This is a genomic window from Enterococcus lemanii (genome assembly GCF_016909125.1).
GTDB lineage: Bacteria > Bacillota > Bacilli > Lactobacillales > Enterococcaceae > Enterococcus_I > Enterococcus_I lemanii.
Genome location: NZ_JAFBFD010000036.1, coordinates 11,953 through 32,305, shown reverse-complemented (window position 1 = coordinate 32,305; position 20,353 = coordinate 11,953). Strand labels below are relative to the sequence as shown.

Annotated in this window: 16 protein-coding genes, 25 tRNA genes, 1 rRNA gene and 1 riboswitch; of the genes, 37 read left to right on the top strand and 5 right to left on the bottom strand. The window is 38.8% G+C overall.

The features are described from left to right. The 30 genes from rrf to JOD14_RS10285 all read left to right on the top strand — a co-directional run. Positions 1-87: ribosomal RNA gene (rrf, locus tag JOD14_RS13645) — 5S ribosomal RNA — on the top strand; the annotation flags it as partial. Positions 88-114: 27 nt separating this feature from the next. Then, a tRNA-Val gene (locus JOD14_RS10425) sits at positions 115-187 on the top strand. Positions 188-190: 3 nt separating this feature from the next. Continuing rightward, positions 191-263, top strand: a tRNA-Lys gene (locus JOD14_RS10420). A gap of 15 nt (positions 264-278) precedes the next feature. Further along, positions 279-360, top strand: a tRNA-Leu gene (locus tag JOD14_RS10415). Positions 361-374: 14 nt separating this feature from the next. Further along, positions 375-447: transfer RNA gene (locus JOD14_RS10410), tRNA-Thr, on the top strand. Positions 448-460: 13 nt separating this feature from the next. After that, positions 461-532: transfer RNA gene (locus tag JOD14_RS10405), tRNA-Gly, on the top strand. Positions 533-547: 15 nt separating this feature from the next. Beyond that, a tRNA-Leu gene (locus JOD14_RS10400) sits at positions 548-633 on the top strand. A 19-nt stretch (positions 634-652) separates the two neighbouring features. Further along, a tRNA-Arg gene (locus tag JOD14_RS10395) sits at positions 653-726 on the top strand. An 11-nt stretch (positions 727-737) separates the two neighbouring features. Next, positions 738-811: transfer RNA gene (locus tag JOD14_RS10390), tRNA-Pro, on the top strand. Between the two features lie 12 nt (positions 812-823). Continuing rightward, positions 824-896 (top strand) — tRNA-Ala (locus JOD14_RS10385). 28 nt (positions 897-924) lie between these two features. After that, a tRNA-Met gene (locus JOD14_RS10380) sits at positions 925-998 on the top strand. A 14-nt stretch (positions 999-1,012) separates the two neighbouring features. After that, a tRNA-Ile gene (locus JOD14_RS10375) sits at positions 1,013-1,086 on the top strand. Between the two features lie 23 nt (positions 1,087-1,109). Continuing rightward, positions 1,110-1,199: transfer RNA gene (locus JOD14_RS10370), tRNA-Ser, on the top strand. 21 nt (positions 1,200-1,220) lie between these two features. Beyond that, positions 1,221-1,294, top strand: a tRNA-Met gene (locus JOD14_RS10365). 26 nt (positions 1,295-1,320) lie between these two features. Continuing rightward, positions 1,321-1,394 (top strand) — tRNA-Asp (locus JOD14_RS10360). 13 nt (positions 1,395-1,407) lie between these two features. Then, a tRNA-Phe gene (locus tag JOD14_RS10355) sits at positions 1,408-1,480 on the top strand. Between the two features lie 10 nt (positions 1,481-1,490). Beyond that, positions 1,491-1,561 (top strand) — tRNA-Gly (locus JOD14_RS10350). A 14-nt stretch (positions 1,562-1,575) separates the two neighbouring features. Beyond that, positions 1,576-1,649 (top strand) — tRNA-Ile (locus JOD14_RS10345). An 11-nt stretch (positions 1,650-1,660) separates the two neighbouring features. Next, positions 1,661-1,732: transfer RNA gene (locus tag JOD14_RS10340), tRNA-Glu, on the top strand. Between the two features lie 18 nt (positions 1,733-1,750). Then, positions 1,751-1,840: transfer RNA gene (locus JOD14_RS10335), tRNA-Ser, on the top strand. A 21-nt stretch (positions 1,841-1,861) separates the two neighbouring features. Continuing rightward, a tRNA-Met gene (locus tag JOD14_RS10330) sits at positions 1,862-1,935 on the top strand. A gap of 57 nt (positions 1,936-1,992) precedes the next feature. Next, positions 1,993-2,069, top strand: a tRNA-Asp gene (locus tag JOD14_RS10325). A gap of 1 nt (position 2,070) precedes the next feature. Then, a tRNA-Gly gene (locus JOD14_RS10320) sits at positions 2,071-2,141 on the top strand. A gap of 15 nt (positions 2,142-2,156) precedes the next feature. After that, positions 2,157-2,230 (top strand) — tRNA-Ile (locus tag JOD14_RS10315). Positions 2,231-2,254: 24 nt separating this feature from the next. Further along, positions 2,255-2,342 (top strand) — tRNA-Ser (locus tag JOD14_RS10310). 8 nt (positions 2,343-2,350) lie between these two features. Continuing rightward, positions 2,351-2,422, top strand: a tRNA-Glu gene (locus tag JOD14_RS10305). A gap of 170 nt (positions 2,423-2,592) precedes the next feature. Beyond that, positions 2,593-4,248, top strand: a complete 1,656-nt coding sequence (locus JOD14_RS10300) for an ABC transporter ATP-binding protein (protein ID WP_204654730.1) — start codon at positions 2,593-2,595, stop codon at positions 4,246-4,248. 261 nt (positions 4,249-4,509) lie between these two features. Next, positions 4,510-5,940 (top strand): sulfatase family protein, encoded by a 1,431-nt coding sequence (locus JOD14_RS10295; protein WP_204654729.1) that lies wholly within the window; start codon positions 4,510-4,512, stop codon positions 5,938-5,940. A gap of 84 nt (positions 5,941-6,024) precedes the next feature. Then, positions 6,025-6,109, top strand: a riboswitch (SMK box riboswitch). Further along, positions 6,107-7,297 (top strand): methionine adenosyltransferase, encoded by a 1,191-nt coding sequence (metK, locus tag JOD14_RS10290; RefSeq protein ID WP_204654728.1) that lies wholly within the window; start codon positions 6,107-6,109, stop codon positions 7,295-7,297. It overlaps the preceding riboswitch by 3 nt. A gap of 93 nt (positions 7,298-7,390) precedes the next feature. Continuing rightward, entirely contained in the window at positions 7,391-8,851 is a 1,461-nt protein-coding gene (locus tag JOD14_RS10285; protein WP_204654727.1) for an MDR family MFS transporter, read from the top strand. A gap of 78 nt (positions 8,852-8,929) precedes the next feature. Here the strand turns inward: JOD14_RS10285 and JOD14_RS10280 are convergent, their stop codons facing one another. Beyond that, complete coding sequence (locus JOD14_RS10280) at positions 8,930-9,670, bottom strand: hypothetical protein (protein WP_204654726.1); 741 nt, start codon at positions 9,668-9,670, stop codon at positions 8,930-8,932. A gap of 141 nt (positions 9,671-9,811) precedes the next feature. Here JOD14_RS10280 and JOD14_RS10275 point away from each other — a divergent pair, with 141 nt between their 5' ends. Then, positions 9,812-10,732: an AraC family transcriptional regulator gene (locus JOD14_RS10275; protein ID WP_239576175.1), complete on the top strand. Its 921-nt coding sequence runs from the start codon at positions 9,812-9,814 to the stop codon at positions 10,730-10,732. A gap of 226 nt (positions 10,733-10,958) precedes the next feature. Beyond that, a complete protein-coding gene (locus tag JOD14_RS13420; RefSeq protein ID WP_275581410.1) occupies positions 10,959-11,087 on the top strand; it encodes a hypothetical protein in 129 nt (42 codons plus the stop codon). A gap of 266 nt (positions 11,088-11,353) precedes the next feature. Here JOD14_RS13420 and JOD14_RS10270 read toward each other — a convergent pair whose 3' ends face one another. Continuing rightward, entirely contained in the window at positions 11,354-11,848 is a 495-nt protein-coding gene (locus JOD14_RS10270) for a GNAT family N-acetyltransferase (RefSeq protein ID WP_204654725.1), read from the bottom strand. Between the two features lie 145 nt (positions 11,849-11,993). On the opposite strand from JOD14_RS10270, the gene JOD14_RS10265 reads away from it, so the two are divergent. Then, positions 11,994-13,760, top strand: coding sequence for a glycerophosphoryl diester phosphodiesterase membrane domain-containing protein (locus tag JOD14_RS10265; protein WP_204654724.1), 1,767 nt, complete (start codon positions 11,994-11,996; stop codon positions 13,758-13,760). A gap of 63 nt (positions 13,761-13,823) precedes the next feature. Here JOD14_RS10265 and JOD14_RS10260 read toward each other — a convergent pair whose 3' ends face one another. Genes JOD14_RS10260 through JOD14_RS10250 form a run of 3 tightly spaced genes read right to left on the bottom strand, consistent with a single transcriptional unit; the run spans position 13,824 to position 16,323 of the window. Then, the gene (locus JOD14_RS10260) at positions 13,824-14,588 is read right to left on the bottom strand and encodes an ABC transporter permease (protein WP_204654723.1); all 765 of its coding nucleotides are present in this window, start codon (positions 14,586-14,588) and stop codon (positions 13,824-13,826) included. Next, positions 14,585-15,349 carry a hypothetical protein gene (locus JOD14_RS10255; RefSeq protein ID WP_204654722.1) on the bottom strand — a complete coding sequence of 255 codons (765 nt, stop codon included), beginning with the start codon at positions 15,347-15,349 and terminating at the stop codon, positions 14,585-14,587. The genes JOD14_RS10260 and JOD14_RS10255 overlap by 4 nt, the downstream gene beginning before the upstream one ends. Before the next feature lie 11 nt (positions 15,350-15,360). Continuing rightward, positions 15,361-16,323: an ABC transporter ATP-binding protein gene (locus JOD14_RS10250; RefSeq protein ID WP_204654721.1), complete on the bottom strand. Its 963-nt coding sequence runs from the start codon at positions 16,321-16,323 to the stop codon at positions 15,361-15,363. Between the two features lie 277 nt (positions 16,324-16,600). Here JOD14_RS10250 and JOD14_RS10245 point away from each other — a divergent pair, with 277 nt between their 5' ends. From JOD14_RS10245 to JOD14_RS10230, 4 genes are all read left to right on the top strand, one after another. Continuing rightward, positions 16,601-18,277, top strand: a complete 1,677-nt coding sequence (locus tag JOD14_RS10245; protein WP_204654720.1) for a formate--tetrahydrofolate ligase — start codon at positions 16,601-16,603, stop codon at positions 18,275-18,277. Positions 18,278-18,519: 242 nt separating this feature from the next. Then, a complete protein-coding gene (locus tag JOD14_RS10240; RefSeq protein ID WP_204654719.1) occupies positions 18,520-19,221 on the top strand; it encodes an HAD family hydrolase in 702 nt (233 codons plus the stop codon). Positions 19,222-19,262: 41 nt separating this feature from the next. Then, positions 19,263-19,931, top strand: a complete 669-nt coding sequence (locus JOD14_RS10235) for an SGNH/GDSL hydrolase family protein (RefSeq protein ID WP_204654718.1) — start codon at positions 19,263-19,265, stop codon at positions 19,929-19,931. Next, positions 19,921-20,337 (top strand): GNAT family N-acetyltransferase, encoded by a 417-nt coding sequence (locus tag JOD14_RS10230; protein ID WP_204654717.1) that lies wholly within the window; start codon positions 19,921-19,923, stop codon positions 20,335-20,337. The genes JOD14_RS10235 and JOD14_RS10230 overlap by 11 nt, the downstream gene beginning before the upstream one ends. Positions 20,338-20,353: the final 16 nt, after the last annotated feature.

The following is a 20,353-nucleotide window of genomic DNA, read 5'->3' as shown; positions in this document are numbered from 1 at the left end:
TGTACCCATGCCGAACACAGAAGTTAAGCTTCTTAGCGCCGATTGTAGTGAAGGGTTTCCCTTTGTGAGAGCAGGACGTCGCCACGCTGTATTATTTTAATACCATTTCATTATGGGGATTTAGCTCAGCTGGGAGAGCATCTGCCTTACAAGCAGAGGGTCAGCGGTTCGATCCCGTTAATCCCCATATGAGTCGTTAGCTCAGTTGGTAGAGCATCTGACTTTTAATCAGAGGGTCACAGGTTCGAGCCCTGTACGACTCATTTCCAATTCAACCCGCGGGTGTGGCGGAATTGGCAGACGCACTAGACTTAGGATCTAGCGCCTTTGGGCGTGGGGGTTCAAATCCCTTCACCCGCATGAACAAATTATTAGCCGGCTTAGCTCAGTTGGTAGAGCATCTGATTTGTAATCAGAGGGTCGAGGGTTCAAGTCCTTTAGCCGGCATTTTAAATAAATTGCGGAAATAGCTCAGTGGTAGAGCACCACCTTGCCAAGGTGGGGGTCGCGGGTTCGAACCCCGTTTTCCGCTTTAGCCAATTCTTAAGCCGGGGTGGCGGAACTGGCAGACGCACAGGACTTAAAATCCTGCGGTGAGTGATCACCGTGCCGGTTCGATTCCGGCCCTCGGCATTTCATTAGTTTAAATATTGCGCCCGTAGCTCAATTGGATAGAGTGTCTGACTACGGATCAGAAGGTTAGGGGTTCGACTCCTCTCGGGCGCGTTAGCAATAAACGGGAAGTAGCTCAGCTTGGTAGAGCACTTGGTTTGGGACCAAGGGGTCGCAGGTTCGAATCCTGTCTTCCCGATTTCAATTTTCTGGGGCCTTAGCTCAGCTGGGAGAGCGCCTGCTTTGCACGCAGGAGGTCAGCGGTTCGATCCCGCTAGGCTCCATATCATTTGAATAAATGATTCTTTATTTCGCGGTGTAGCTCAGCTGGCTAGAGCGTCCGGTTCATACCCGGGAGGTCGGGGGTTCGATCCCCTTCGCCGCGATTTTTTTAGAGCCAGGACCTTTAGCTCAGTTGGTTAGAGCAGACGGCTCATAACCGTCCGGTCGTAGGTTCGAGTCCTACAAGGTCCATTGGGCATTGTATACATTATTACGGAGGATTACCCAAGTCCGGCTGAAGGGAACGGTCTTGAAAACCGTCAGGCGGGTAAAACCGTGCAAGAGTTCGAATCTCTTATCCTCCTTTTTATTTATTTTTATATTATCGCGGGATGGAGCAGTTCGGTAGCTCGTCGGGCTCATAACCCGAAGGTCGTAGGTTCAAATCCTGCTCCCGCAATTGCTTATTTAAAGCAAAGTTTTAGTGGTTTGGTAGTTCAGTTGGTTAGAATGCCTGCCTGTCACGCAGGAGGTCGCGGGTTCGAGTCCCGTCCAGACCGTTTTTATTTTTTTGGCTCGGTAGCTCAGTTGGTAGAGCAATGGATTGAAGCTCCATGTGTCGGCGGTTCGATTCCGTCTCGCGCCATTACCCTTTTGCGGGTGTAGTTTAGTGGTAAAACCACAGCCTTCCAAGCTGTTGTCGCGAGTTCGATTCTCGTCACCCGCTTTTGGAAAAATTTAGGGCCTATAGCTCAGCTGGTTAGAGCGCACGCCTGATAAGCGTGAGGTCGATGGTTCGAGTCCATTTAGGCCCATTATATGAATTGGTCCGTTGGTCAAGCGGTTAAGACACCGCCCTTTCACGGCGGTAACACGGGTTCGAATCCCGTACGGATCATTTTTAAATATTTATTACGGAGGATTACCCAAGTCCGGCTGAAGGGAACGGTCTTGAAAACCGTCAGGCGGGTAAAACCGTGCAAGAGTTCGAATCTCTTATCCTCCTTTTTATTTATTTTTATATTATCGCGGGATGGAGCAGTTCGGTAGCTCGTCGGGCTCATAACCCGAAGGTCGTAGGTTCAAATCCTGCTCCCGCAATTGTTGAATTAGACTTAGTCTTTGACAACAAAAATCGAATAACAAAATCCACCATATGGTTTGGTAGTTCAGTTGGTTAGAATGCCTGCCTGTCACGCAGGAGGTCGCGGGTTCGAGTCCCGTCCAGACCGCCATGCGGGTGTAGTTTAGTGGTAAAACCACAGCCTTCCAAGCTGTTGTCGCGAGTTCGATTCTCGTCACCCGCTTGATTTTGTTATATCGGGCCTATAGCTCAGCTGGTTAGAGCGCACGCCTGATAAGCGTGAGGTCGATGGTTCGAGTCCATTTAGGCCCATTTATTAAAACCTTTATTGGTTTTGGGGAAGTACTCAAGAGGCTGAAGAGGCGCCCCTGCTAAGGGTGTAGGTCGAGAAATCGGCGCGAGGGTTCAAATCCCTCCTTCTCCGTATTTTTTGGTCCGTTGGTCAAGCGGTTAAGACACCGCCCTTTCACGGCGGTAACACGGGTTCGAATCCCGTACGGATCATCTTTTAAAGCATTCATTTTTGAATGCTTTTTTTGTGTTCAAGATGGGCGAGCAAAGGTATTTTTTAAGGTATTTTTTGGTGAAAAATATTTATATCCTAAAATCCCGCTCTCCTAACGAGGCGGGATTTTAGGTGAGAAGTTAGAGAACTTAATTAATGAGGTTGAATTATGACAACAAATGCACGGATAAAAATTGTAAAATATAAAAGCAAGATAATATTTAATGTGATTTTACAAATAACCATATCATTCAGCATTCCCTGGTTGAATCAAATTATTATTGATGATGTATTATTACATCAAAGGATGGACCTTATTTGGAAAATTAGCTTTAGTTACATCTTTTTTGCTGTTTTGAGTGTTTATTTACATATTGTTTTACCCAAATTAATGATTAAATCAAAAGAAGAAATTAGCATGAAACTTAGAATTGATTTGATCAAAAAAATTCTAGATGATGAAATTAGCGATTATCCGATTTCTGAAAGGGGAAAAGTTATCACTTTATTAGAGAACGATATTAATCGGATTTCGGATTTTTTAATTTTTGGACTTAAAGATATTCTTTCTCAAATATTAAGTTTATTGGTTACAATCACTATCTTATTTTATGTCGATTGGAGAATTGGAATAATATCAATCGCTGTGATTCCCTTTTACGGGCTCTTACCTATGATATTTAAGCCTCAATTGGTTAGTCTGAATACAGATGTTCAAAATAGAGTTACGGATATGAACTCTTTAATTCAAGATATTTTGAGTGGTATCATACAAATAAGGATTTTTAATAAACAGAAACACTTTTTAAACAGGTTAAAAAGTGTTTCTACCAATCTTATTGATAAAAAAACAAGGTATATAGTTATACAAAAACTTGCTAGCGCTACAATAATAATTTACTGGTTAGCAATGCTATTAGTTTTATGGATTGGTGGATACCAAGTTTTAAATGGAAGTTTAACAATAGGTGTACTCTTGGTACTCATAAATTATATAGATAGAATTGAGTGGCCCGTATCAAGAGTGTCAGAAGTATACTCAGAATATCAAAGTTACTTAATATCAAGGAACAGGTTAAATGTTATTTTAGAAAAAGAATCAAAAGATAAACTATCTGAAAACCTAAAAAACATATCTCTAGAGACAATAGATCAAATACGTTTTGATAACCTAACCTTTTCATACCCTAATTCAAAAAAAAATACTTTTAAAAATATAGATATTTGCTTAAATAAAGGCGACTCTATTTGTTTTGTAGGTGACAGTGGAACAGGTAAGTCAACTCTTCTAAAATTATTATTTGGATTTCATCAAGCAACGGAAGGGAATATATACATCAATGGTAGCAGTATAGATGATGTTAACCTAATTCAATTTAGAGAAAAAGTAGGCTATCTGTCTCAGGAGAGTTACTTATTTGAAATGAGTTTACTTGATAACATTTTAATAGGATCCGTTGGAGACGATTCTGAAGATGAGGTTATTTTAGCTGCACAAAGAGCAGGGGCTCATTCATTTATAACAGAGTTAGACAACGGATACCAAACTATATACGGAAAAGATGGAGTAGATTTGTCACTAGGACAAAAGCAAAGAATAGCTCTATCTCGAATATTTTTAAGGAATCCTGATGTCATAATATTAGATGAACCGACATCCAGCTTAGATAAAAAAAATACGGATCAAATTATTGATTCTATAATACATAACTATGGAGACGATAAGATTGTCGTTTTAATTACTCACAACGTTGAAAGTATTTCAAAGTTTAATAAGATATTAAAGATTGATAACATGGGGATTGAGACAGTAAATGAGGTATAAAAGAAAAATGATCAATCTTTTGTTGTATAGGCCTATATATCTCTACTGACTGGTAGGACAGTATTTGTTTGCTCTGGAGATATGTTGGATGATGAAAAAAAGATAGATTTTTGCATAGGAATTAAACGGTATCCTTTTGAGTCACGTAAATGTCGAACAACTGTCTCACTTAATTTGATAAATAATATTAAGTAAAAAAACCTCCTATCATTTAAATTTACGGTATAATAAAAATGAAATAAATGATAAGAGGTGTTTTCTTTGAGTGAAGAAACAAAAGAAGTAACCCTGTTTGGGAGTAAACCTAATATTTTATTGATTTTATCAGATGATCATGGGTATGGCGATTTGTCTTTTCAAGGGCGGAACGAAGATGTTCATACACCGAATTTAGATCGCTTGAGAAGTTCAGGCATGTCGTTTGAACAAGGATTTGTAAGCGCTCCGATTTGTTCGCCATCTAGAGCGGGCTTAATGGTGGGAAGCTATCAGCAACGTTGGGGAGCAGAGTGGTTTGGCAATTCGAGTTTTGCGCCGAATGATTATCAAGCGATTCCTGAAATTTTAAAACCAGCAGGCTATCAAACCGGGTATTTCGGTAAAGTTCACTACGGACCAGATACGCCAGGTAGTCGTAGTTGTCCAGATCAACACGGTTTTGACTCGTCTTTTTATGGCTTAGCAGCTCAAGGAATGGGGCGTCTACATTACTTAACACACGAGCTTGATGCGGTTGGGAAATATGGTGACGCAGCGTATTATCACGGGATGCACGCGATGTATGAAAATGGTGTACCTGTTGCTTGTCATGAACATTTAACGCGTGAATTTGGGCGACGAGCGCGTGACTTTATGACTGAAGCAATTCAAGCCCATGACCCGTATTTTTGCATGGTCGCGTTTAATGCCGTTCATAATTTTACTTGGCAATTGCCAGAAGAAGAGTTGGCTAAAAGAGGCTTAAAGGCGCACCCTGATTTCGATCCGATAGTTGATGAATACGTTGACTGGTATGATGGCGCGATTTCACCGAATTTAGAAAATGGGCGAGAATATTATTTAGCGCAACTTGAGATGATGGATGAAGAAATTGGCCGTTTGTTGGATCTTTTAGAAGAGACTGAAACGTTGCAGAATACTCTTGTTATTTATTTAACCGATAATGGTGGTTCTGCTTGTAATTTTGGAAATAATGCACCGTTAACCGGTTCAAAATATACGTTGTTTGAAGGTGGGGTTCGCGTGCCTTATTTAGCGAGTTGGCCTCAAGTGATTCCAGCAGGAAGTGGCACCCAAGAACTGACTTCAAGTTTAGATTTACTGCCGACTTTTGCCTATGTAGCCGGTGCGCAATTACCAAATAACCAACCGATTGACGGTGTAAATTTATTTGAACGTTTTTCTGGAGTTGGTAAAGGGCATGATGCTTTATTTTTTGATACCGGTTTTCAGTGGAGCGTTCGGACACAAGATTGGAAATTACATGAAGTTCATGATGATGAGAATTCACAAAATGCACGAAAAATTATGCAAGAAGTCGAACATACCGATATTGGTTGTGGTCGCAGTTTGTTTTCACTAAGAGATCATTTAGCTGAAACACCTGAAAACGACTGCTTGTCACAGTATCCAGACAAAGCGGCGGAACTCGCGCAGTTGTATCATGAATGGTATCGGAAAATTCATCAATAAAAATGATGTAAGCCTCTTTTTCTTAAGAGGTTTACTTTTTTATTTAAAATACAAGCAAAATCCTCGATTCTTTGTTATAATGATATCCGTTGCAAGTTCCCGAGAGGATTCACTTAAAGAAAGTGAAGATGCCTTGTAACCGAAAATATATCAGGGGGAATCAAAATTGACAGAAAGACGTTTATTTACATCAGAATCCGTTTCAGAAGGGCATCCAGATAAGGTGGCCGATCAAATTAGTGATGCGATTTTAGATGCATTATTAGAAAAAGACCCAATGGCACGTGTGGCTTGCGAGACATCCGTGACGACCGGTTTAGTTTTAGTTTTTGGCGAAATTTCAACCACGGCGTATGTGGACATCCAAAAAGTGGTGCGCCAAACCGTCAAAGACATTGGTTATACACGCGCGAAATTTGGCTTTGATGGCGACACGGTAGCGGTGTTAGTTGCCATTGACGAACAATCACCAGATATCGCACAAGGCGTGGATACAGCGATTGAAGTGCGAGAAAACGAAGGAGACCCATTGGATCAAATTGGGGCAGGGGATCAAGGTTTAATGTTTGGTTTTGCAGTCGATGAAACACCAGAATTGATGCCGTTACCCATTGCTTTAAGCCATCGTTTAGTGAAGCGTTTGGCTGATTTGCGTAAATCCGGTGAATTAACTTATTTAAGACCAGACGCAAAATCGCAAGTGACGGTTGAATACGATGAAAATCAACAACCAAAACGTGTGGATGCGGTCGTAATTAGTACGCAGCATGATGAAGCGATTGATAATGAAACAATTCATCAAGACGTGATGGAAAAAGTGATTCAAGCGATTATTCCAGCAGAATTACTTGATGATAAGACCAAATATTATATTAACCCAACTGGGCGTTTTATAATTGGTGGTCCGCAAGGGGATGCCGGGTTAACAGGTCGTAAAATTATTGTCGATACTTATGGTGGTTATGCGCGTCATGGTGGTGGGGCTTTTTCTGGAAAAGATGCCACAAAAGTTGACCGTTCAGCAAGTTATGCGGCACGTTACATTGCCAAAAATATCGTCGCTGCCAAATTAGCTAAAAAAGCGGAAGTTCAATTAGCGTATGCCATTGGAGTTGCTCACCCAGTGTCGATTGCAATTGATACGTTTGGCACAGGTGTCGTTTCAGAAGAAAAATTAATCCAAGCGGTTCGTCAAAATTTTGACTTACGTCCAGCTGGAATTATAGAAATGTTAGATTTGCGTCGTCCAATTTATCGTCAGACGGCTGCTTATGGACATTTTGGTCGTACAGATATCGACTTGTCATGGGAAAAAACAGATAAAGTGTCTGCTTTATTGGCAAGTGTGAAGGAATAAAAGAGGCGACCTCTGCTATTTGTAGTTATTGACTAACAAATTAGTAGAGGTTGTTTTTTTACGTTCAAATGAAAAAATGAAATGGGGATTTGCATGAAAAAAGAAACAAATGTGAAAGTAGTGACGATTGCAGTCTTTGTGGCGACGTTTATGACGGCCATCGAAGGGACAATTGTAACCACGGCAATGCCAACCATTGTGGGTTCATTGCATGGGATCGAGATTATGAACTGGGTTTTCTCAATTTATTTATTGACGAATGCGATGTTTACACCAATTTTTGGAAAGTTATCGGATAAAATCGGTCGTCGGCCAATTTTTATTTTAGGAACGGCTATTTTTATTATCGGTTCGGCTTTATGTGGCTTGTCTAATACGATGTTAACTTTAATTATTGCGCGCGCGATTCAAGGAATTGGTGCTGGTGCCATGATGCCCGTTGCGTTAACGATTTTAGCTGACATGTATTCAGCAGAAAAACGGGCAAAAATGCTTGGTTTAAATAGTACGGCTTGGGGAATTGCTAGTGTTGTTGGTCCTTTAACGGGTGGCGTGATTGTTGATACGATTGGCTGGCATTGGATTTTCTTTATTAACGTGCCGATTGGACTTGTTTTAATTGGTTTAGTTTCTTACTATTTAGTTGAAGAAAAACGGACAGTCGCAAGTAAGAAAACAGATATCTTAGGGAGCATGCTTTTAATGACGATGCTACTAACGTTATTGCTGGCTTTCCAATTCCTAAGTGAGACTGGGTTTGATTGGAAAGTGATTGTGATGTTTTTACTGACAGTCATTGCAACGTTTCTGTTTATTCGAGTTGAAAAACAAGCGGAAGATCCGGTTATTTCACTTGATTTATTCCAAAGTCGCGTCTTTGTTGTGGTTAACTTAGTGGCAGCATTCATTAGTGGCTTTTTGATGGCGGTTGAAGTTTATATTCCCATGTGGATGCAAGGTGTATTAGGTTATAAAGCTGGAATCGGTGGATTGGTACTGGCGCCACTTTCGATTTTATGGGTATACGGTTCTTCTTTAGCGAGTCGGTGGATGGTGCAACACTCAATTAAACGGACACTTTTTTATACGTTGATTATTTCGTTGGTCGGTGGTGTGAGTCTGTTATTGCTACCTTTACATACACCGTTCTTTGTCTTCTTAATGATTTCAGGTGTCACGGGAATTGGTGTGGGGGCGACGATTGTAGCAACGACCGTCAGTGCCCAAAACAGTGTTAGTTTTGACCAATTAGGAGTCGCGACTTCTTTTAATACGTTGTCAAAAACGATTGGACAAACCATCATGATTTCGGTTTTTGGTTTGATTTTAAACCAAGTGACGCGCCAACAGTTAACGAAATCCAACTTAACCAATGACCCGGACATCATGAATAAATTGGTAAATCCACAAACGGCAAAAAATTTACCGACGGATTTATTGCAACCATTACGGGAAATTTTGCACCAAGGTTTGTGGGGGATTTATTTAGCAGGGGCCTTATTAGTCGTCGCTGCGTTACTACTGAATCAATTATTAAAAGCTGACGAAAAATAGAAAAAACTTCAAATAAGAGCGTGCACCTAAATTTTTTAAATTTAATAATAAATAAGTGAGAAGGAACAAAAATGACATTTAACATTTTTGTTCCTTCTTTTTTTCAATAGATAAAATAAAATGAGGCTCATAAACGGTGTCTAGCAAAACATCAGTGGCTTCTGGAACGAGTGGGTTTAAATAACCTTGCATGCTTGCTTCGCCTCCGTCTTGTGTCGTAAAGAAAACATAAATCGACCATTCACCATCAGGCATATCCCAATAAAGCGTTTTCTTGTTGATGAAAGAAGTCAAATCAATCAAAGTGTCTTCTTCTATTTCTTTAAAAGCTGTTTTCCTAGCAGCAACAACCGATAAAATTTCAGGTTGAAAAGCATCGTGAGCCTCTTCTTTAGTCGATTCGGCGTCTAAGATACTTGGTCGACCGGCTGAAACTAGCCAATCAAGCATAATCCCCGCATTTTTTTTAGGGCCAACAAAATCTAATTTTGTAAAATTAAGAAAGATTTTTTGTAAATGTCGATGATTTTTTTCGATTTCACCTGCAGCATAGCCAGTTGGAAAATGTTTATCATCTAAAATCCAAAACGTCATGTCGCGCTTTTCACACTCTTCAATGATAAACGCGACATCTTGCCACCATTTTTCTTGTAAAAAACCTTCATGTGGGCGTGATTCAATACAGACGGAGCGGATACTGGCTTGATGAATTTTTTCCATATAGGTTCGAATGACACTTTCTTCTTCTCCATGCATCCAAAGAAAAGGCATCACATGACTATCGTATTTATTGTTTAGCAATTGCTTGATATTGTTCATCTGTCTACCTCCTTGTATTTTACGAATTCTTAAAATACTGTTATGATAGGGATATAGTACAATGAAAGCGTTAACCAGAACAATGACAAAAGAAACGGAAGAGACTATCATATTTTATGATATGTATAAAAGGGGGATAAAATGGATTTCACGCAGCTAGACCAACAACTCACCAAAATATCTGTCAAAGAAGCTTATTATCAAAAAAATCCCAGTTTATCAGAAATTTATAGCCATTTAACTACCGAGCGGCTCAATGACATTGACGTCTATGTCTTTAATAAATTAATTCCTGAAAACCAAAATTATCAAATTGTAAAACAAAATCGGTTTACGCCAGTGCCACTTCACGTTCATAGCTTTATTGAATTGAACTATATGTATGCCGGCGAGTGTATTCAGTATATCGACGGCAAAAAAGTCCATTTAAAAAGGGGCCAAATTTGTTTAATTGATACGTCTGTGCCGCATGCAATTGAAGCAACCGGCGAAGACGACATCTTAATTAACCTTTTGATAGAAAAGGATTATTTCCGCAAACAACTGAGCCAAGAAAATTTTGAAAGTGGAATTGTTTTTGACTTTATTTTAGATGCTTTATCTGAACGACAAACACACAATCAATATATAGTCTTCAAAGATAATCAAAATCAGCGCATCCACATTACGATGCAACAAATTTTATTAGAACACTATCAACCAATGATTGGAAATTTTGCTATAATTGAAAAATTAATTGCTGTTTTAATTTTGTTATTGATTCGGGAATTTGACTACGAGACAAATAAGAAAAGTCAAAAAAGTAAAGAGCAAATGCTTCATATCTTACAATACATTGAAGCACATTACTTAGACGTTTCTTTAGCGGAACTCGCACAAGTCTTTAATTACTCACCAGCATATTTAAGTACATTGATTCGCAAAGAAACGAGTAAAAATTTTACACAATTAGTCATTGAGCGCCGTTTAGAACATGCAAAAAAATTAATCATGCAAGGAACGATGCCTGTTTATCAAGTTGCAATCGAATCAGGCTTTTCAAATATCACTTTTTTTTTATAAGAAATTCTTACAACACTTCGGGTATCACCCAGGGACAATTGCTCGGAGTGAGATTGAATAGTAAGGTTAAGAAAATAAAAAAGTACACCCAGTAACGAATTTTTGTGAGGTTGTTATTGAGTATAGTTCATAAGAATTTTGTCAGGCTCTCTTTTTAAAAAAATGGAAAATAGTTGCTTTTTTTAAAATTGATCAACGAAAAAATTGAAAGTAGCGGTGAATATCGATGTTTCAAGCACAAGCAAATAAAATTTTTGAAAAATACAATCCTGTTTCAGAGGCGATTCGCTGTCCCTACGGCCGAGCGGGTGTGCGCAAACAAGTTGATGACTATGTCAGAGCAGCGGTTAATTGATATGGCATTATTAGCCGAGAAGAGCTCGTTGTTATTTTTAAAGGACAGATTATTTATGATAGTTTTTTCAGCTCTTTTCCGATAGAATTTGGACAAGGTATAAGAGAGGCATTCCAAGAGATGTATGATGAGGCATTAAAACATGGAATCATCACGTGTTTGGACTAAAGTAGATGAGCGCGCGGATGTTACTGGCACACTGATTGTAGAAAAATAATCAGTCAACAAAAAAGCACAACGAGATTCGTCACTCGTTGTGCTTTTTCTTAGTTTTGCTGTTTTGCTTTCAAAACAAAAACATTGCTATCAAATTCGTCAATATACCCTTCTTTTTCAAAGTGTAATTTCGCGACCAAATGTTCACTGGCAATGTTTCCTGGATGGATGAGGCAAATAATGTCTGAGACGGGAAATAAATCTTGGAGGTAAGGAATAAAATACGAAAGTGCTTCAAACATATACCCTTGACGTTGAAAATGCGGGCTTGTTGTAAAGCCAAGGGTGATGGTTTTCCCTTTTTTGGCTAAGAAAATATCACCAACAAGTTCATTTGTTTCTTTTAAAGCTAAAGCGATTTGCATCTGCTGATCGCGGACCGAACGCTGCATATTGCTTTTTATAAACACGTCTAATTCTTCAAGAGTGGTGTCTTCCCAGTTTTGAAACTTTTTACAAACCGGGTGATTGCGGTAATAGTGCAAGCTGCTTAAATCCTTCAATTGAAATTGGCGTAAAGTTAACCGTGGCGTATCAATCATCATGGTCGTTCACCTCTTTATTAAGCTTGATACTTTCAATCTACCACAAAAAATAACAAAAGACGAAGCATAACTTAAGTTGTTAGAGGAATAATCGTCAGTCGATATTAGATTTGCTATAATAATAGAAAATGAAAGGGGTGGTTAGATGCCGCTTTGGTTGAAATTTAAAGAAAGATTCATCAATTTGCGCAATTATTTTCCTATTTACTTTCAAAGTGTTTTTTTCTTACGACTCTTACAAGTAATTGTCGTTTTACCATTATTGTCCTACTTATTTATCCAAGTATTAAAAGTTACAGGCTTAACAAGTATTACTGAAAATAATTTGATGGTAGCGATTCAAAACCCACTTGCTTTAGTTGTTATTGCGCTAATTGGCTTAACTACTGTCTTTTTTATTTATTATGAACAAGCATATTACGTTGTTTTAGCTTATTTGCAACGGAGCCATCAAGATTATCACCTGCGGACGGTGTTAAGAAAAATCCATCGCAAAGCTCGCTATTTTTTAAGTTTTCAAAGTCTGTTATTTTTATTGTACTTTGTTTTAATCTTGCCGATTGCCTCGCTTGGTATGAGCGCAGGGTTGGCCGACAATTTGTATCTACCGCATTTTATTGGCGATGAGCTGGTTAAATCAACGCAAGGTTTTTTTATTTATTTTGGTAGCCTACTTGTTTTATTTTATTTAAGTTTGCGCTTAATTTATACCGTTATCTTTTTTGTAATAGAAGAAGAATTATCCATTTTTGGTGCGATTAAGAAAAGTTGGCAATACACAAAAGGAAAATGTTTAAAAACAATTGGCTTTTTGGTTATTACTTTAGGCATTTATGCATTAATGATTGGGTTAGTGACGGCCACGCTTCTTTTACCATTAATCGTTATTGAACCTTTGCTTTCTGTTGGCGCACCATTTGTAGCAGGTTTTATTTTGACGCTTTTACAAATTGTACTCTTTTTTTCGTTTGGTTTTTTACAAATGGTACTAGCAGATGGCCTTTTGTGTTTCGCTTATCCTAAATTAGAACAGGCTTCACCGCTGCAACCGACAAGTAAACCTTTCTTATTTAAAAGACCTTTCTTTTTTTATGGCGCCCTAAGCCTTTTTTTTCTAATCGCTTTTGGAGCAAATGCCGCTTCTTTAACAAAAATTTTGTATCAACCCAATACTCAAATCGTTGCCCATCGAGGTTATATGGCAGGTGGGGTGGAAAATACCATTAGTGCCTTACAAGCAGCCGCTAAGCAAGGTGCCGATTATGTTGAAATGGATGTCTTAGAAACAAAAGATCATCAATTAGTCGTTTTTCACGATCGCACGCTCTCTCGGTTAACGAATCGACAAGAAAGTATTAGCGAGTTAACCTTAGCTGAATTACAAGAAATAACGGTTCATAGTGGTGGCTTTGAAGACAAGATTCCTTCATTTGAAGAGTACGTGCAAGCCGCAATTACGGCTGAAATGAAGTTGGTTGTTGAGTTAAAGTATTATGGTTGGGAATCGCCAGAAATGGAAGCAAACGTGGTGAAGATCCTCCAAAAATATAACGTTACGCAAAGCTATCTAGTTCAATCTTTGAAAGAAGAAAGCATTGTCAAAGTCAAAGCGCTCGATCCCAATATTCGAACGGGTTATTTAGTGGCTTTTAATATTGGTAACTTACCTGCGACGTCCGCTGATTTTGTTGTCATTGAGGAATTTTCTTTAAATGAGCGCCTAGTTGAGCAAGCGCGTCAAGTAGGTAAAGGAATAATGACGTGGACGGTTAATGAAGAAGAGCTTGTTCGTCGGGCATTACGTTTAAATATTGATGGCATCATTACGAACGAACCTTCTCAAGCAAAACGCGTTCGTCAAAGTTTTGAAGAAAATCGGACCCTCGTTGAACGGGTCAAAGAGTTACTGTAGAAATAAATAAAAAATATGATACCAAGACATGATTTTATGTTTTGAGTATCATATTTTTTTGATTTAACTACCTGTAGACTGATAATGTTTGCGTGCATGCCGCCAAATAAAACGCGTTGGAAGTACAAATAAATAAGCAAAAAATGGCACCCAAGCATAAAAAATTTGCTCTGATTTTCCTAAAAGGTAAAGGAGCGGATAATACTGAATGAGCGCCAATGGTAACAAATACGTTAAAAACTTCAAAACAGCTTCACCATAAAAAGCAAAGGGCGCTTTACCAAATTCTTTTGTTCCATCCGTTAAAATATTAAAAAACTCTAGATTTTCCGTTGTATAAAAGCAAATGGAACCATAAATAATAAATAAACAAGTATAAACAAATGCGCCAGTCAAAACCAAAAAAATTAAATACCAAATCGGTAACGGCGGTAATTGCGTCAAAACAAGAACGAGTGTAACAAAAGCGACTAAAAAACGTCCAACGCGAGTAAACTCAATCGTCATCATAAAAATTTGAGCAATTTCTGAAATTGGTTGGACAGTGACGCGATCAAAATCCCCTCTTTGAATCAGTGTACCAAGTGTATCAAAACCACGTGCAAATCCTTCAGCTAAAGAAAAAGCTAAGTTAATAATCGCACCAGCTAACAAGACTTCATTGCGCTCAAAGCCCATGACAGCAACTCCTGGTGGCATTAAAAAAAGAATCATAAATAAACTCGTAGCGGCTAAACACGCTTGACCAAAAGAAACAAAGAAAAAGGAGAGGCGGTGTTGTAATTGCCGCCGCAAATGTAAACTAAAAAATTTGAGATATAATTTCATCCACCATACACCTCCAATTTTTGTAATTCTTTTTGGATTAACCAGTAACCAAGTCCCGTTAATAAGCCAAACCAAATCGCTTGGAAAAATAACGTTGAAAGAATCGGGACACGCCCTAAATAGATAAAAAAAGGAGCAGATTTGATACTGTAAAAGAAAGTCGTTTTTAAAACCGTCTGCATCACGACTGGAAAATAAAGATAAGGAATATTTCCACCATCTAAAAAATCAAATAAAGAAACAAATAAAATGCGCACACCTATCGCTTGTTTGCTTTTCATCACAAGAGCGACCATGACGTTTCCGATGGCCAGCTGTGTCAAAAAAGCAAATAAGAGAGAAATGAAAAAACCAAAAAAGGCCAAAGAATTTTCTGGTAGTGCAAAACGGTAAGGTTCCGGCAAGAAAAAAGCAATTAATAAAAGTGGGATTGCTCGCAAAAGTGTTCGGGATAAACGATAAGCGCCATTTCGAACGAACCATTGCAAATAAATATTTTGAGGGCGTAAAACACTATATTGCACGTCGCCACTTTCAACTTCTTGGAAAAGTTGGTTGTCCATTGTCCAGACGGCATTCATTGCAATGAGTGCTTGATTCAACCAAAAGTATGTCGCAATTTCTTTGGCCGTCATGCTACTTTGCCCTAAAAGTTGAAACAAAGTAATCAGTAAAAAGCCCCAAATAAATTGCGTAACTATCCCAGAAATAGCAGCACCGCGATATTGAAGTCCGGCATTCATTCGTAGTTTAAATAACATAAAGTAGCCCCTCATACGCGGTACTCCTGATATAAATTCAAAATCACATCATCAATTGTGGGCTTAAAAACTTCTAAGTGATCAATAATAATCGTTTGTTGTAGCGTGCGAATCACATCCGCCAGATTGGTATTTACTTGTAAGAAGGCTGTACGCTGCGTCACTTCTAAAATGGTATAAGAAGCATGCGATAAAAGTTCGCCTTGGAATTGTAATTGAATCCGTTGGGGCCCACCGTACTTTCCTACCAAAGCGTCTAATTTTCCATCATATAATAATTCACCGTGCCCAATCAAAACAACCCGTGAGACAATTTGCTCGATATCTTGCATATCGTGCGTCGTTAAAATCACGGTTACTTGGTATTTTTGATTGATTTGTTTAATAAATGCGCGCACTTTTTGTTTGGAATAGGCGTCTAGTCCAATGGTCGGTTCGTCTAAAAAAAGCACTTTTGGTTGATGCAATAAAGCGGCGGCAATATCACAACGAACGCGCTGACCAAGACTTAATTGGCGTACGGGTCTTTGGATGATATCTTCTAATTCAAATAAGTGGATAAACTCGCTTAGACGTTGTTCATACTGAGCAGTAGGGATTTTATAAATTTCTTTGAGTAATTCAAAAGAATCGCCTACTGGTAAATCCCACCATAATTGTGTACGTTGCCCAAAGACAACACCGATGTTTTTTGCATGTTGCTTGCGCTGAGTAAATGGGTCTAAGCCTGCAATTGTAATTTTCCCTTCATCTGGGGCTAAGATGCCAGATAAAATTTTAATTGTGGTGCTTTTTCCGGCACCATTTGGGCCAATATAGCCCACCATCTCTCCCGTTTCAATTTGTAACGAAATTTTTTTTAGTGCGTCAATCTGCCGGTATTCGCGCTTGAAAAAAGCGGCCACGGCTTGCTTAAAACCCGCTTTTCGAATCGGTACACGATAAGTCTTTGAAACATTTTTTAGGTGAATCATGAATACTTTTCCTCCTTTTTATTAAAAAAAGAGTCATGACGGATTACCCAGCGGACTCACAATCTAATATTTTAACAAAAGCTTTCCTAAATAGAAAGTAACCGCTTTTTTGAAGGAGGTTTTTCTTTGTGTAAAAAACGAATAATCAAACGTTTCAAAGTGTTAATTGTTATGAAATAATAAGAATAGATCATTAAGTTCAAAAAATCACTTGCTAAATGGAGCGAAATGCCGTATTACTATATTAAATAAACTTTTTTTAAAGGGGCTTATCCATATGACATTCTTAAGCGATATCGAAATTGCGCAACAAACAGAAATGGCACCAATTAAAAACATTGCTGAAAAACTAGGTTTAGCAGAAGAGGATTATGATTTATATGGCAAATACAAAGCCAAACTAAATATTTACCAATTAGACAAAATGCAAGCACAACCTAATGGCAAATTAATTTTGGTGACAGCCATTACGCCAACGCCAGCTGGTGAAGGGAAAACAACGACTTCCGTTGGTTTAGCGGATGGCTTGACGCGTTTAGGAGAAAAAGCGATGCTAGCTTTACGCGAACCGTCATTAGGTCCTGTTTTTGGGATGAAAGGTGGCGCAGCAGGTGGCGGTTATGCCCAAGTTGTGCCGATGGAAGACATTAATTTGCATTTTACCGGCGACTTTCATGCCATTGGTGCCGCCAATAATTTATTAGCTGCCTTACTAGATAACCATATTCACCATGGCAATGCATTAGGAATTGACAGCCGCCGAGTTACTTGGAAACGGGCAGTCGACATGAACGATCGTCAATTGCGTCATATTGTGAGTGGTTTACAAGGGAAAGTAAATGGTGTTCCAAGAGAAGATGGGTTTGAAATTACCGTTGCTTCTGAAATTATGGCTATTCTTTGTTTAGCCAATAACATGACCGACTTAAAAGAGAAGCTAAAACAAATCATTGTCGGTTATAACTATGAAAGCCAACCCGTAACAGCCGGCGATTTAAAGGCAGAAGGAAGCATGGCGGCATTATTAAAAGAGGCGATTCATCCTAACTTAGTTCAAACGTTAGAACAAACACCTGCCCTTGTGCATGGTGGCCCGTTTGCCAACATTGCTCACGGCTGTAATAGTGTACTTGCAACAAAGACTGCTTTAAAATATGCGGATTATGTAGTGACGGAAGCTGGATTTGGTGGCGACTTAGGGGCTGAAAAATTCATTGATATTAAATGTCGAGAAGCGAATTTAACGCCAGATGCGGTTGTTTTAGTTGCAACGATTCGCGCCTTAAAGATGCATGGTGGTGTAGCTAAAACCGATTTAGCCACTGAAAATACCGCAGCGGTTGAAGCCGGACTGCCAAATTTAGAAAAACATTTAGCCAACATGCAAAATGTCTTTGGCTTACCAGTTGTCGTTGCCATTAACCAATTCCCAACCGATACGCCAGCAGAACTAGAAGTTGTAAAAACGGCTTGTCAAAAATACGGCGTTGATGTGGCTGTTTCTGAAGTTTGGGAAAAAGGCGGTGCTGGTGGCGTTGAACTCGCACAAAAAGTCATCGAATTGGCTAAACAACCAAATAATTTCCAATTTGCTTATGAATTAACCGATTCAATCGAAGAAAAATTAAATAAACTCGTTCAAAAAGTTTATGGTGGCAAGCAAGCCCAATTTACATCTGCGGCTCGTTTTGAAATGAAAGAATTAGAACGTTTAGGTTTTGGTCATTATCCAATTTGTGTGGCGAAAACGCAATATTCGTTTTCAGATAACCCGACATTAATTGGTGCCCCAAGTGATTTTGATGTCACGATTCGTAACTTAAAAGTCTCTGCCGGCGCTGGTTTCATCGTAGCTTTAACCGGTACAATTATGACGATGCCAGGCTTACCTAAAGTACCAGCAGCCGAACGCATTGCAGTTGATGAAAACGGCAATGTGAGTGGATTGTTTTAAGTGTAAATTTGGATGAGAAAGACCATAGCGAGTGCAATGGATGCATTCGATTTGTCTCTTGTATAGCAAAAAAAGTCAACCTTACTGTAAACAAGTTTGACTTTTTTTGTGATTAAGAACAAGTAAAGTCAAACTTTATTTAAAGAGAATGTGTTCGTTTTTTTATTGTGTTACCGTTTTCCACATAAGTTTTTAATTTCAGCTTTGTAGACTGAGTAAAAAGAGGAAAAGGAGCGAGTCAAATGACTGCGATTGTTTTTGATGTAGATGATACTTTGTATGATCAAATGGCACCGTTTCAACAAGCGTATGCGAAAAATTTCGCCTCACTTTCAGTCGATTTAACCGAGCTTTATTGTGCGAGACAAAAGTATAGCGATGCGGCTTTTTATTATTCGCAAAGGGGATTAATGACCCAAGAGGCGATGCAAATTTACCGTATGCAAGCTGCTTTTTTTTCACTTGGCATTGAAATTTCAGATGAGGTTGCGTGGCAATTCCAAATGGATTATGAACAAGCACAACAAGAAATTACCTTATCACCTACGATTATCAAAGTTCTTGATTATTGCCAAGAGCAAGCAATTCCAATGGGGATTATTACAAATGGACCAGCAAATCATCAACAAAAAAAAATCGACCAACTTGAATTAGAGCGCTGGATTCCACGTGAAAAACAGATCATTTCAGGTGCCGTGGGGCTAAAGAAACCTGACAAAGCGATTTTTGATTTGGCAAAAAAACAAATGAAACTATCGGGTAAAAAAGCCTATTATGTCGGTGATTCTTTTGAAAATGATGTGTTAGGAGCTAAAAACGCAGGCTGGGAGACGATTTGGCTAAACCGGCGCCAACACTCGTTTTCAAGTCAAACACAGTTGGTTGACTGGTTAGCTAAAGACGAAGCGAATTTACTGGCGATACTGCAAGCAATCGTAGCGTAGTATGTTAAAATAAAGAAAATAAAACAAATAGAGGTGGGCCTATGTTTTTTGAGAAACAAAGTAAATGGTTATTTATTGGCGATTCTGTCACGGATGCCGGGCGCGATTATCAAAGAAAGGTTGGTAGTTTTGATAGTTTAGGACAAGGCTATGTTGCAATAATCGCCCAAGCTTTGACCGCACTTTATCCAGAAAAAGAAATCATGGTCATCAATCAAGGGATTAACGGGCACAAAGTCACGGATTTAGAGGCTCGTTGGCACCAAGATGTTTTAAGGTTAAATCCAGATTATGTCTCAATTATGATTGGCATTAATGACGTTTGGCGCCATTTTGATCAACGGTTTGTCCATCCCAATGACTTGGTTGACTTAGAAACTTTCCGATGCACGTATCAAGATTTAGTTGAACAAACGAAGCCACAAGTCAAACAAATCGTTCTAATGAGTCCATTTATGTTTGAAAATAACCTATCCGATCCGATGTTTGCTAAACTTGCAGAATATCAAGCCGTCGTTAAACAATTGGCACGAGAAAATAACTTGCTTTATGTCGATATTCAAGCCGCTGTCAATCAGTATTTAAAAGTGCAGTCGAGCTATATTTTATCTAATGATCGGGTGCATCCGAATCAAAATGGCCATTTTTTACTAGCACATACTTGGTTAAAGGCCTTACAATTTGACTGGAGAAGTTCAGATGGAAATTAAAAAAACAACTGTCGAAAGATTGAGTCCCATTTTAAATCAGATTTTTGAAGAGCAAACACTGGTAGCCGATTTTCCTTTGATAGCCGATCAAATGTATGCCTTTGCCGCTTGGGAAAATGATCAGGTCGCGGGTGGAATTGTGGCGAAACAAACGTATGAATCACTATACGTTCAACTTTTAGCAGTTAGCCCAAGCTATCGTGGCCGACAAGTCGGGAGCCGCTTACTTGAAGCAATCGAACAAATCGCTCAAGAGCAAGACTTGATTCACATTACATTAACGACCAAAAGTTACCAAGCACTAGATTTTTATTTGAAGCATGGTTATGAAGTCTTTGGTGAAGTAGCGGATTTACCGATGCGAGGTGTCACGAAGTATTATTTAAAAAAACGCTTAAAAGATTAGCGAAAGAAGGGATAGG